The sequence below is a fragment of the Streptomyces lasiicapitis genome, from assembly GCF_014646335.1.
GTDB classification, from domain to species: Bacteria; Actinomycetota; Actinomycetes; order Streptomycetales; family Streptomycetaceae; genus Streptomyces; species Streptomyces lasiicapitis.
The window spans coordinates 380,904-392,854 of sequence record NZ_BMNG01000008.1 but is presented as its reverse complement, the minus strand read 5'-3'; the positions used below and the strand labels follow the sequence as shown (position 1 = coordinate 392,854).

The window sequence follows — 11,951 nt, the reverse complement described above, 5'->3', positions numbered from 1 at the left end:
CTACCACCCTAGCGAGAAGGACGATAGGCACCCCGTCTGGAAGGCCGAAAAGTAGAACCAATCCTAGTGGGGCAGTGCCTCACACTGCGATCAGCACCGACTGAGCGACCCAACTTCCCAGCGCCCACCAAGGTGGCTCGCTCCGCTCACGCAGCCCGACCCTTGGCCGGGTCTGCGCTCTACGGGCTGCCCGACGTGCTGGAAGCTTACGGGGCCATGATCACTCACGCCAAAGCCGCTCCAGTCCAAATTCGTTCCGTCGACCGCAGTTTGTGAACACTCTGAGGACCATCTCGCCGAAACCCCTCCACTTCTACGGGGTGCGTTTCTCTGGATGGTGAACACACGACGCCAACCGCGCTAGAGCCTTCGCTTTCTTGTCTACCTGTTTCCGTCCCAGCCCCTCCCATCCCACGATGAGTGCATGAGCAGCATTTCGAAGATGCCCAGGGTCCGGAACATCTTGAGGCCACGCATCCGAGATTACGTCAAGGTCCTGATCGCGCACACTCTTCGACTCCAATTCCCAAATGGAATCATGAGAGTTCTCCGACACCTCAGCCAATCCCACTTCGCACTCATCGAGAATACGGCGCACGTAAACAGAAGTTCCGTCATCGTGCGGTTTGAACGCAGCACTGGAAGGACCGAGCTCCTCTTGAGTCACGCTGTCGTAACGCATCATGCAGGGCTGCTTAATGTTCACTCTCCGCCAGAGCAGATCTCCGCCGGGGATCTCCTGCTCCTCACTCATCCCCACCCCTGATGATGCAGAGCTCACCTAGCGGCAAACTCTCGTGACTTGTGCCGAGAAACGAGACAAGATCCTTCGGAAATCCAATAGCTGATCTCGTACGCTCGGGAAGCTGAATTCAACTTCTACCTCTTCCTCGCCGTCAGCTAGCGCACAACCCGATTGACCGTCCCCAGTGACCTCAATCTCGATAGAGCTGCCACCCACGTGCCACTCAGCTTGCAGGCCACCATCCGGCAGCGGAAAGAGTTGTGGCTGCAGACTGCTGCGATCCATCAAAGAAATAAGGATACGCAACATGGAGACAACTGCTTCGGGGGAAATCTGCTTCGCCCTGTAGCTGTCCCAGCCTGCCGGCAAAGCGAGCAGTTTATTTATCTTTTCAACCACTTCGCTCAGATCGGGAACTTCTGCGCCTTCGCCCTGGACAGCGACGGTGATTGGCGGTCCAACCTTCAGGCTCCCCCCACTGCGGCTCGTGAGGCTTTCATCCGGCAGACTGCTCGGCGATGATCCCCTCGTGGTAAGTCCCGTAACAACGGGGCTTAGCGCCTCGACTTCCATTACGGTCATGAGCGTTTCCCCCAGCGTTCATGAGCGGATTCCGTTGTAATTTCTGCGAAGCTTCTCACGAGGTGCCCATGCACCTCCTTTAGCGCGTCAACAGCGCTGTCAATTGAAGTACTGGAGGGTTTCCCCTGAGCTGTCATCGTAAGGAAAGTTCCCGGCGTACCGCTCGCAGCCACTCCCGGCTCAATAGAGACGCGCAGAAAGAATTCACTGCCACTACGGACCGAATCGATCGGGAAGTCAAAAACTATCTGAGAATTTGCAGGCCGACCTAGGTGATGAGTAGCGAAGTCAGGCCAGGTGTGAAAGATGTCTTGCAAGTCCCAGTGATCGACATCGTCAACACGCAAGACGTTGATATAGCTCAGCTCAACATGAAGAAATTCGAGCTTGGTTCGAAAACTACTCTCAGCGAATCTCGCCACCTCTGTTGCTCGCCTAGAGAGGGAGTTGAGAACGTACCCAAAGCGCGGGTATTTAATTCCGCCGCCGCGATCGCGCCAATTGACGATGAGGCGGTCAGGCTGAAGCTGAACTAGATCCCTTCCGTCCTCGCTAAGAAACCAGTATCGAGTCTCTCGGAGAGAAGGAAAGTCAACCCGAATCCTTGGGCCTGAATTATTTGGAGCAGCCTCGACAGACGGCAAGGTCGGCTGCTCTTCAATTACGGGGAGTTCCGACTTCCACATTTCGTAAAGCGGGGCAAGGCGAATTCCGTTTAGCTCAGGGGTCTTGCGAAATTTTACGCCACAAGCCACTTCCACCACCGGCGGCCAAGCGAAGTCCGGCAGTCCTGTCACTACAGCCTCCTTGGCATCCGCGCCAGCGACACGCTTGCCCTGCAGGCATACCTCGCTCCTGCACGGACACCCGCTTCCGTAGGAACGAGAATAAGAGCATGAGGCCTCACTGTCGACGGGAATATGTGACTTGAGTCACTCTTCATAGTGAAGCCGCCCCTTCCTCTCACCCCTGTGCACGCTTCATGCTGCCGTTTGGCCTGCTTCGTTAGTGATCAGCGCGGCAACCGGTGACCCCCGTGCTACACACTCCCTCGGCAACCTGGCCCACAGCCCGATGTCCGCCTACCTGCAACGTCGCCTCCGCGTTTCTGATCCAGGGCTCTAGCTCCTTGGCCCGTGGCATCCACAGCTGACATCAATGGTGGCGACGACAGCGGAGACAGGCCCCCTTGTCTGGTCAGCGCAACGCGGTGCGACGGTGCCAGCGCCTGCGCCAGCGCCAGATCGAAGTCCTAAAACGGTTGCACGCTCTGCTCCGCTCAAGGTGAGGGCAGGAAGCCGACTGAAAGGTCGAGGTGGAGGGGAGGGCCTGAAGCTGTCGAGGTCCAGCCTTCGCTCAGGGCCCGCTCGACGGCTTGGGCAACGTCGGATGGCAGAACCGGCTTCGCTTGCGTCCGATCCAGTTGCTCGAGTGTGGCTGGCTAGTCGTGACCACGAGCGTTGCCCCGGGGCGTCCGCATGCTCGACCGCGAACGTGCATGGTGTCCAGACCAGGCCCAGGAAGTAGGTCGGCCTGCCTCGCAGCCGCCAGCGGTAGGCCCGTGCCGTCGATGACGATGCGCCGTGCGCCCCTACGCCCCAGTGCCATGTCTCCCCCTCAGTGTGGAGAATGCTAACGACATTGGCTCTGTGGCCTGGAGGAAGTACACGTGCCACTCCCATGCCAGATCGTGCAGGGAACGAAGGGGAACGCTGGGTACCAGCTCGGCGAGCGGTCAGACACCGACAGCGCTGCCGTTCAGGTCAGCTGAGCAGCGAGACGTAGATCATCTCAGTTTCCCAGGCTGATGCCTCGCTGTGCGCCCACGCGCGTGGCGGGTAGGTCTCAGGTGAAGCACTGATCAGTTTCCAAACGCCTCAATCGTCGCCGACACGACCAACTCCCGCTCTCCAGCACGTACAGATCCAGTCCGTCCCGCCCCGGGGGCACGGACAGCATCTGTACGGCATGTACGGGGTGCGCTTGGGCGAGGGCCCGCGACCGGGTTGGTCGCGGGCCCTTGTGCGTGCCGGGAGCCGGTGGCGGAGGGGGACGCCGTCGCTCAGTGCCCCATCACTGCGACGGCTCTTCGTCTGCGCGCCGGGCCGCTTTCAGGGACGCCCACTGCGCCGCCGTCCACGCCTTGCGCAGGCGCATGCCTTCGAGGCAGTCCGCCCGGATGTGGCTTCCGGGGCAACGGCGCAGGTGCTCCGTGTAGGCCGCGTAGAGCTTCGTCGCTTGGGCGTCGAGGTCGGACGGGGCGTTCACGGGTCGATCGCCTTCAGGGGCTCGGCGGTCGCGAGGAGCGCGCGCAGATGCGCGACGTCGCATACGTTGCCGGGGTGCTGGGGCCGGACCACCCAGGCCGCGAGCATCGTGACGTCACCGATGCGGGGCACGCCGAGGTAGGTGTCCTTGCCGAGGTATTCCTCCGCGCCGTCCCACTGCGCGCCAGGGCGCACGAGCACGTAGTACGCGCCGTTGCTGTGGCGTGTGTCGCGGATGACGGGGCCGTCAAGCCACTCCGCGAGGGTCGCGGCCACCACGTCCGGGGCGGAGCTGCCGACCGCGGCGTGGACGCGTTCGGTCGGGACGCGGATCGCGTCGAAGCGGCGGCCGAGCGGGAGCAGGGCCACGCCGCGGAAGGCCCACTCGGCGTGAGCCTGTTCCGGCAGGGGATGCGTACGCGCGAGCCAAGTGGTGATCCGTCGCTGTTCCGCGGTTGTCGTCATTCGAATGCCTCCGCCGGAGGGTGAGGTCCGCCCCGCTTCGTGTGGTCCTGTCACGGACCGTACGGACGGGGAGCCGAGGCGCTCCAGAATGTTCTACGAGATTCTGCGGTGATTCACCCGAGGGCGCGCAGTGCGAGCGCGATCACGCTCCGGGCCTCGGCGCCGTAGACGGCGAGCTCGGCCATCTCGGCGAACGTCTCGGCGTACATCGTGACTTCGTGGTGTTGCGTCAGGGTCAGGTAGCCAGACACCAGCTCGACGGCGACCTGCGCCGAGTCGTAGATCCAGAAGCCCTCGACGGGCATGCGGGTCCGGTCGGCGGCCATGGGGACGATGCCGAGGCTGACGTGGGGCAGCGAGCCCACGGTGATCAGTTGCCCCAACTGGCCGGCCATGACCTCCCGTCCACCCATGCCGGATCGCAGTACGGACTCCTCGATGAGGAACGCGAAGGTGCGGCCGCCCTCGTGCAGGATCTGCTGACGCTCCATCCGCGAAGCGACCGCCGCGTCCACGTCGTCCACCGTGACGCGGCGGCGTTGCACGGCCCGCAGCACGGTTTCCGTGTAGGCGCGGCTCTGGATGAGACCGGGCACGAACCATGAGGAGTAGGCCCGGAAGCGGGTCGTGCGTTCGAAGAGCGGTCGTACGGACTCCTGGGCGCGGCGCAGACCGTCGCGCTCCATGCGTCGCCACTCGACGAACATGCCCTCGATGGCGCGGAGTTTCTGGACGAGTTCCGCGGCCTGGTCCTCGGCGTCGCAGGCCGTGCACCAGGCGCGGATGTCGTCGGCGGAGGGTGACGTGGTCGCGTTCTGGATGCGGGACACCTTGGACGGGTACCAGCCGAGCCGCCGGGCGAGCTGGCTTCCCTTCAGCCCGGCGTCCAGGCGGATCTCGCCGAGGCGGTCGGCGAGGTCCTTCCGGGCCCGCTCCGCGTTGGACGATGCGGATGGCGTCATGAACGTGTGCGGTCAGGCGGGCCGGTACTCGTCGTGCGGGACGGCGCGTTGCCAGATGGTCTCGACCGCGTCGGCGCAATGCTTGGCGAGGGCTGGATCGGAGACGTACTCGCGTCCGTCCTCGGCGAGTTGGCCATCCCCGGTGAAGTGGTGGAAGAGCACCGTCTCCTCGTCGAAGACCCACAGGTCGGTGCCGGGGACCAGGAGGTCTTTCGCCTGCCGACGGGGCAGCCAGCGGACCTGTTCGCCCGCGGCGATGTTGGTGAACGTCGTGTCGTACTCGTAACGGACGTAGTCGCTGAGCGGCTCCGACACGATGCGGACGCGTCGGACCACGACGCCCCGGGCAGTGGCCTGGCTGACGGCGTCGTGCCAGCCTCCCCACCACGAGGACCTGTCCGCCGGGTCGGGCCGCTGCCCGTCCTGCCAGGCCAGGAACGCGGGATCATCCAGCATGTAGCTGTCACGCAACTCAAGGTGCACGGCCGATCGTTGGGCTTGCGCCAGGGCACTACGCGCTGGTGGCTGCACTTGCTTCCTCTCCGCTGCGCTCAGGGCGGGGCATGTACTGCAGCATGACTGCGGGCAGCCTAATGATCGTCTCGTGATCCGGCACATCGGTGGAGTGGCCGGGAATGGAACCGATCTCCTGGCACGCGCGGACCTCTTCCTCCGTCGCCTTGTACGACTGGATCAGAAGGTCCCCCGACTCCTCGTCGAGCCAGATGGTGGGGGACTCGTCGGTCGGGGTGTTGGGGATGATGCCGAGAAACCGTAGGGCCATCGCGATCTCCTCTACCGAGCGGATTCCACGCTGTTGCACGCACCTTCGTTGCGGTAGGGCGACGCGTCAATGCCGCGTCACGTTGCGTAACGGCATTCGGTCACGCGTAGGGCGTCGCGAGGAGGCGGCGGCAGGGGCGACCATTACGGATGCCGGCCACGGAAGACTTCCGCCGTCACAGGTCGCCGAGCACTTCCTTGCGAGCTGCCTCCGCCTTGCGGTTGAGGGCGTTCGTCATGCGCACCGCGGTGAGGGTGGAGAGGATGCCGAGGACGAACAGCAGGACCTGGGTGATGACCCCGACGACGGCGCATGAGCTGCTGTCAGTCGGGATGTCCGCGACGTCTGGGAGTCCACCTACCCAGAACTGGCCCCGCACGACGAATGACCCCGCCAGAGGCGCGCAAGCACAGTAGGCGGCTCCCGACCCGGTGAAACACCAGCCCCCATCGGCCCGCCCACCAACATCCGCCCCCCTGGCCAGATCACTCCCTTGCCCGTAACCACCCCCACACATAGCGTCACAACCGCTACCCAACGGTTTCCGCACACCTATGTGGAGGCGAGTTTCGTCATGCCCGAAAAGTCTGAGTACGTCGAGCCCATCGAGCCCTCGGCCGCCGTCGCCGAGGCGAATCGGAAGGTTGCCGAGGCGACCGGCATCGCGGACGAGAAGGGGGGCAAGGACTTCGCCGATGCCAGTCGGTTCCTGATCGCGCCGCCCGACGTGCCCGTCGTCGTGTCCCGTCACGACCCGGAGAAGGTGGTCTGGGACTTCACCGCGTACGAGTTCCTCGCCCCGGAGACGCGTGCGGAGATGCCGTCCGTCAACGGGAGTCTTCACCGGCAGGGCGAACTCACCGCCATCGCCGGGCTGTTCCAGGTCACGTCCTGCCGCGAGTACCGCGTCTACCAGGTCCGCGGCTACGACCTGTCCAACATGACGATCGTCGAGTACGACCAGGGCCTGGTCATCATCGATCCGCTTGCCTGTTACGAGACCGCGCAGGCCGCGCTGAAGCTGTTCCGGGACAAGACCGAGCTCACCAAGGAGATGCGGCCCGTCACTGGGCTCGTCTACACCCACTGTCACGTCGACCACTTCGGCGGCGCCCGTGGCATCTTCCATGAGTTGGGTGACCCGGAGACGCCAGGCGTCCCCGTCGTCGCGCCGGACGGGTTCCTCGAGCACGCCATCAGCGAGAACGTCTACGCGGGGCCGGCCATGGCCCGCCGCGCCCAGTACATGTACGCGGCGCAGCTCGACAAGGGGCCGCAGGGGCAGGTCGGTTCGGGGCTCGGGATGACCGTCTCCACGGGCGAAGTGACCCTCATCCCGCCGAGCATCTACATCGGTGGCCCGGAGCACCAGCCGGTCGGGGAGGCGGACTGGCAGAGTTCGTACGTCATCCCTTGGCGGCCGGAGCTGTATCAACTCAAGCTGGGCGGCGTCCAGTTGGTCTTCCAGCTCACGCCCGGCACCGAGGCCCCGGCCGAGATGAACATCTACTTCCCCGACGCCAGAACGCTCTGCATCGCCGAGAACGCCACCCACACCATGCACAACATCCTCAGCCTGCGCGGCGCGCAGGTGCGGGACGCGCACTCCTGGTCCAAGTACCTCACCGAGGCGATCCAGACCTTCGGCAAGGACACCGACGTCCTCTTCGCCTCCCACCACTGGCCGAAGTGGAGCGAGGAGAGCGGAGAGAGGCAAGGCGAGCCCAGTAATCAGCGCATTCTTGAGTTCCTCGGCAAGCAGCGCGACATGTACGGCTACCTCAACGACCAGGCCCTGCGGATGATCAACGCCGGGTTCACCGGCAGCGAGATCGCCGAGCAGCTCCGGACCCTCCCCGCCGGGCTGAACGACCAGTGGTACGACCAGGGTTACTACGGCTCGATGAGCCACAACCTCAAGGCGGTCTACCAGCGGTACATGGGCTGGTACGACGGCAACCCGGCCCATCTGTGGCAGTTGCCGCCCACGAAGGCCGGCGCGGGCTACGTGGAGGCGATGGGCGGCGCCGAGGCGGTCGTCGACAGGGCGCAGCGGGCGTACGACACCGACACCTCGGACGGCTTCCGCTGGGCCGCCGAACTGCTCGACCGCGTCATCTTCGCGGCCGCCGCCGAAGGCGGAAGCCCGCTCCCCGAACCGCAGGTCACCCGGGCCAAGCAGCTCCAGGCCAAGGTCCTCACCCAGCTCGGCTACGGCAGCGAGAACGGCACCTGGCGCAACGCCTACCTCACCGGCGCCCAGGAGGTGGTGAACGGCCCGCAGCCGCTGATCACCAGCCAGTCCTCCGCCGACCTGATCCGCAGCACGACCCTGGAGCAGTACTTCTCCGCGCTCGCCCGCAGCGTGGACGGGCCGAAGGCCGCCGAGCAGCACACCGCCCCGATCGCGCTCGACTGGGTCTTCACCGACGCCGCCACCGGCGCCGAGACCGGCGAGAAGTGCACCACGACGCTCCGCAACGGCGTCCTCGTCTTCGTGCCGGGCGGCGACCGCTTCGTCACCACACCGCAGGCCACCATCAGGCTGAGCCGCCGGGCCCTCGACGGTCTGGCCGAGACCCCCGGGTACAAGAAGAACTTCAACCAGGCGGTACGCGACAAGAAGATCACCTTGGAGGGCGCGCACGCCCAGGAGGCGACGGACGCCGTCTTCGGGACGCTGACCCTTCCCGACCCGAAGTTCCCGATCGTCACGCCATAGCCCCAAAGCCAACCACCCGGCCTTGACCTCAAGTTTGGTTGAGGATGTTGGGTAGTTGATGGCGGCGGACACGTCGCCCCGGAGCGGAAAGAAGGGCGCGGTCATGACGAACGACATCCTGGTGGTCGGGGACATCTCGGCGGAGACCCGGGCGGCGGTCACGGGCGTGGTGAAGGACCTGGAGAAGGCCTTCAACGCCCACGACCCCCTCGCCCTGAGCGACCAGTTCGGCCAGGCGGCCTCCTGGACCAACGCCGTGGGCACGCGCCTGGACGGCCGCGAGGCCATCGCCGAGTTCAGCGGTCCCGCGATGAAGGGTTTCCTGCGGGATTCGTACGCTCGGTACGACGTCGTCAAGCTGCTTGAGATAACGCCGGAGGTGATCGGGGTGAACGTCCACCAGACACCCACGGACAGCTCCGGCGACCCCGTCGAGGGGCCTCACGGCCTGACGACCTACGTGATCGCGCGGCAGGGCGACGGGGGCGGCTGGAAGATCGTGGTCGGGCAGAACTCGGCTGTCACCGCGCCGGACGCCGGCTGATCGTCCGCCAGAGGGCCAGTGCGCCCAGGGCCAGGCCGGCGGCGATGGCCCACCACACCGTGGGGTTCTCCTCCACCCACATGCGCTGGCCCCTCGGCATGACGAGGGAGCCGACCAGGCGGCCGTTGCGGCCCGGGAACAGCCCCGCAAGGGCCAGGAACGCGATGGTGCCCACCGCTGTCGCGGCTGCGCAGCGTACCCACTGCCGTCGCCTCAGCGCGGCTGCCGCCAAGGCCCAGCCGCACAGGATGCCGGTGCCGCAGAACGCTCCGAACGCGAAGCCCACGCCGGGGCCGAGACCGGCCGCCCAGCGCCACAGGCGATCCCCCAGTACGGCCGAGGCCGCTCCGCCGAGGACTGCCAGCCACGCCAGCTTCACGACATGGCGTTCGGACAATTTGGCTATGACGGACATTCAGGAGAGGTTACGGCATGAGGCACGGGGGCCCCGGACCAGCCTTGCGGTCCGGGGCCCCTGCCTTCGACCCGGCCTGGTCAGCTCGGAGGCGGGGGCGGATCGGATCAGGTCACGTCAGTGGGACTTGCACTTGTTGTCGGAGGCCGGGTTCAGCAGGCCGAGCAGGTCGACCGTGTTGCCGCAGAGGTTCAGGCCGAGGTCGACGGGGATCTGGATCGTGTTTCCGCTCAGGACGCCGGGGGAGTTCGAGGCGTGGCCTTCGGCGTGGGCGCCGTTCGGCTCCGGGTTGGCTGCTGCGGTGCCCGCGGCGCCTAGGACGGCGGTCGCGGCGAGGGCGGCTGCGGCGAAGAACGCGCGCTTGCGCATGGGCTTACCTCCTGGTGAGGGGAAGCTGATGTGGGTCTTGCCCGGTCGAGCCTCAAGGCGGTGCCGACCGAGGGACACCTGGGTGGTCCGCGCGGGGGAAGGGAGCCGCCCGATCAGGGGAACGGCCCTCAGGACCGTACGTGCGAACGACTGTGCGTTTGCGTGACATAAGGTGCTTGAAGGGGTCAGAGGGGCTCAGGGGAATCAGAAGGGCAGTCGTGGGGATTTCTGGTTGGGGTCGGGGCGTTGCCATGGGGGTGGGCGCTGTGATGGTCGTTGGCTCGACGGCCGCTGCCCCCGCTTCCGCGTCCACCGTGGTTCGTCAGGAGTCCATTCCTGTTCGGGGGAACGGGAATTGGGGTGTGGCGGACGCCGAGGCGTTCTGGACCGCCGCACGCATGGAGTCGGCGACGCCTCCGCCGCCCGCCAAGGCGGAGCAGCATGCCAAGGCGGACCAGCCTGCCAAGGCGGACCGGCCAGTGAGCGGTACGGGAGGCATGCGCAGGGCCTCGGCCCCGGCGAACCCCCCGGCCCCAGCGACGTATGCCGCCGTCGCCACCGCCACGGCCACCTCCGCCCCCACCGCCACGTACTACAAAGGCGCCAAGACCATCGGCGTCCTCTACTTCGTGGGCAGGGACCTCGCCGCCCACAGCTGCACGGCCAGTGTCGTGCACAGCCCCAAGGGCAATCTGATCCTCACGGCCGCGCACTGCGGCAACGGCAACAAGTACGCCTTCGTGCCGCAGTACCGCTCCGACAAGTCCGCCGCGAAGCAGCCGTACGGCATCTGGGCCGTCGACCGGGTCTTCAAGGACCCCCGGCACACCGCGCAGGGCCCGGGGTCCGACCTGGACTTCGCCTTCGCGAGCCTCAAGGCCGACCAGCGCGGGCGCCAGATCGAGCAGGTCACCGGCGCCAACAGGCTTGCGCGGACGCCCAGTTACAAGGTCCCGGTCACCGTCGTCGGCTATCCGAAGGCGACGTACGACCCCAAGGACCGCGCGATCAAGTGCAAGGCGAAGACGACACGCCTCACCGGCTACAAGCAACTGCGCATGGCGTGCGGCGGGTTCTACGGCGGCACGTCCGGCAGTCCGTGGCTGATGAACTTCGACGAGCGGACGGGGACCGGCGATGTGGTCGGGAACGTCGGCGGGTGGGGCGGTGGCGGGGCCAGCGCCGACGTCTCGTACGCGCCGTACTACGACGACGAGGTGTTCAAGCTCCACCAGGACGCGGTCGACGGCGTCGCGACGGTGACGCGGCCCCCGCTGCCGTACTCCCCGGGCGCGGGCGAGACCTGGCAGCACGCCAGGCACATGGCCTCCGGCGACTACACCGGTGACGGCAAGGCCGACCTGATCGTGGTGTGGAAGGACGGCGAGGTCACGCTCTACACCGGCGACGGCAAGGGCGGGTTCCGCGGGGAGCGACGGCTCAGGGCCGCCGGCGGGACGTGGAAGCACGCCACGGCCGTCACCGGCGGCGACTTCACCGGGAGCACCAAGCTGTCCGACCTGGTGGTGCGGTGGTCCGACGGGGAGGTCACCCTCTACCCGGACGTGAGCGCCGCAGGGTTCGGCCGGGAGATCAAGCTCGCGCGCGCCAACTCCGTCTGGAAGCACGCCAGTCAGATCACGTCCGGGCGCTTCAGCGGCAACAAGCGCGCCGACGATCTGGTGGTGCGGTGGAGCGACGGGGAGGTCACCCTCCACCGGGACCTGGGCAGCCAGAAGCTGAAGAAGGAGTCCCGGCTGCACAAGCCCAACGCCACCTGGAAGCGGGCCACGCTGCTCGGCGGCGGCGCCTTCACCGGCGGCGCCAACTGGGACCTCGTCGTCCGCCGCGACGACGGCGAACTCACCCTCCACCAGGACGTCAGCACCCGCGGCACCGGCAAGAAGACGCGGCTGCGCGCGCCCGAAGCCCGCTGGAAGAACGTGCGGGCGGCGAGCGTCGGCAGCCACACCGCCAACGGCCGCCCGGATGATCTGCTCGTGCGGCGCGCCGACGGTTCGGTCGCTCTGTACGCGGACACGGGGGCGAAGCTCGGGGCCGAGCGGGGTCTGGTTCCGCCCAAGGCGCGTTAGCGC

At 66.4% G+C, this 11,951-nt stretch carries 14 protein-coding genes; 3 read left to right on the top strand and 11 right to left on the bottom strand.

All coding sequences use genetic code 11. From position 1 onward, the window contains the following. Positions 1 to 313 precede the first annotated feature (313 nt). From IEY91_RS20215 to IEY91_RS20175, 9 genes are all read right to left on the bottom strand, one after another. Entirely contained in the window at positions 314 to 754 is a 441-nt protein-coding gene (locus IEY91_RS20215) for a hypothetical protein (RefSeq protein WP_189175062.1), read from the bottom strand. Between the two features lie 27 nt (positions 755 to 781). Beyond that, positions 782 to 1,327 (bottom strand): hypothetical protein, encoded by a 546-nt coding sequence (locus tag IEY91_RS20210; RefSeq protein WP_189175061.1) that lies wholly within the window; start codon positions 1,325 to 1,327, stop codon positions 782 to 784. Further along, positions 1,324 to 2,124 carry a TIGR04255 family protein gene (locus IEY91_RS20205; RefSeq protein WP_189175060.1) on the bottom strand — a complete coding sequence of 267 codons (801 nt, stop codon included), beginning with the start codon at positions 2,122 to 2,124 and terminating at the stop codon, positions 1,324 to 1,326. Before IEY91_RS20205 ends, IEY91_RS20210 begins: the two co-directional genes overlap by 4 nt. A 1,276-nt stretch (positions 2,125 to 3,400) precedes the next feature. Further along, positions 3,401 to 3,595 carry a hypothetical protein gene (locus tag IEY91_RS20200; protein ID WP_189175059.1) on the bottom strand — a complete coding sequence of 65 codons (195 nt, stop codon included), beginning with the start codon at positions 3,593 to 3,595 and terminating at the stop codon, positions 3,401 to 3,403. After that, entirely contained in the window at positions 3,592 to 4,059 is a 468-nt protein-coding gene (locus tag IEY91_RS20195; RefSeq protein WP_189175058.1) for a hypothetical protein, read from the bottom strand. Before IEY91_RS20195 ends, IEY91_RS20200 begins: the two co-directional genes overlap by 4 nt. 113 nt (positions 4,060 to 4,172) lie before the next feature. Further along, positions 4,173 to 5,021: a helix-turn-helix domain-containing protein gene (locus IEY91_RS20190; RefSeq protein ID WP_189175057.1), complete on the bottom strand. Its 849-nt coding sequence runs from the start codon at positions 5,019 to 5,021 to the stop codon at positions 4,173 to 4,175. Between the two features lie 12 nt (positions 5,022 to 5,033). Beyond that, complete coding sequence (locus IEY91_RS20185; RefSeq protein ID WP_373287983.1) at positions 5,034 to 5,552, bottom strand: DUF6879 family protein; 519 nt, start codon at positions 5,550 to 5,552, stop codon at positions 5,034 to 5,036. Then, entirely contained in the window at positions 5,533 to 5,805 is a 273-nt protein-coding gene (locus IEY91_RS20180; RefSeq protein ID WP_189175055.1) for a hypothetical protein, read from the bottom strand. The genes IEY91_RS20185 and IEY91_RS20180 overlap by 20 nt, the downstream gene beginning before the upstream one ends. 175 nt (positions 5,806 to 5,980) lie before the next feature. Next, the gene (locus tag IEY91_RS20175; RefSeq protein ID WP_189175054.1) at positions 5,981 to 6,184 is read right to left on the bottom strand and encodes a hypothetical protein; all 204 of its coding nucleotides are present in this window, start codon (positions 6,182 to 6,184) and stop codon (positions 5,981 to 5,983) included. 195 nt (positions 6,185 to 6,379) lie between these two features. Here IEY91_RS20175 and IEY91_RS20170 point away from each other — a divergent pair, with 195 nt between their 5' ends. Continuing rightward, the gene (locus IEY91_RS20170) at positions 6,380 to 8,527 is read left to right on the top strand and encodes an alkyl/aryl-sulfatase (RefSeq protein ID WP_189175053.1); all 2,148 of its coding nucleotides are present in this window, start codon (positions 6,380 to 6,382) and stop codon (positions 8,525 to 8,527) included. Positions 8,528 to 8,630: 103 nt separating this feature from the next. Then, positions 8,631 to 9,071 (top strand): SgcJ/EcaC family oxidoreductase, encoded by a 441-nt coding sequence (locus tag IEY91_RS20165; RefSeq protein WP_189175052.1) that lies wholly within the window; start codon positions 8,631 to 8,633, stop codon positions 9,069 to 9,071. Here the strand turns inward: IEY91_RS20165 and IEY91_RS20160 are convergent. Both IEY91_RS20160 and IEY91_RS20155 read right to left on the bottom strand, forming a co-directional pair. Beyond that, complete coding sequence (locus tag IEY91_RS20160) at positions 9,049 to 9,486, bottom strand: hypothetical protein (RefSeq protein WP_189175051.1); 438 nt, start codon at positions 9,484 to 9,486, stop codon at positions 9,049 to 9,051. The genes IEY91_RS20165 and IEY91_RS20160 overlap by 23 nt on opposite strands. Positions 9,487 to 9,603: 117 nt before the next feature. Continuing rightward, positions 9,604 to 9,855 carry a chaplin gene (locus tag IEY91_RS20155; protein ID WP_189175050.1) on the bottom strand — a complete coding sequence of 84 codons (252 nt, stop codon included), beginning with the start codon at positions 9,853 to 9,855 and terminating at the stop codon, positions 9,604 to 9,606. A 362-nt stretch (positions 9,856 to 10,217) separates the two neighbouring features. On the opposite strand from IEY91_RS20155, the gene IEY91_RS20150 reads away from it, so the two are divergent. Next, positions 10,218 to 11,948 (top strand): trypsin-like serine peptidase, encoded by a 1,731-nt coding sequence (locus tag IEY91_RS20150; RefSeq protein ID WP_229697101.1) that lies wholly within the window; start codon positions 10,218 to 10,220, stop codon positions 11,946 to 11,948. Positions 11,949 to 11,951 lie beyond the last annotated feature (3 nt).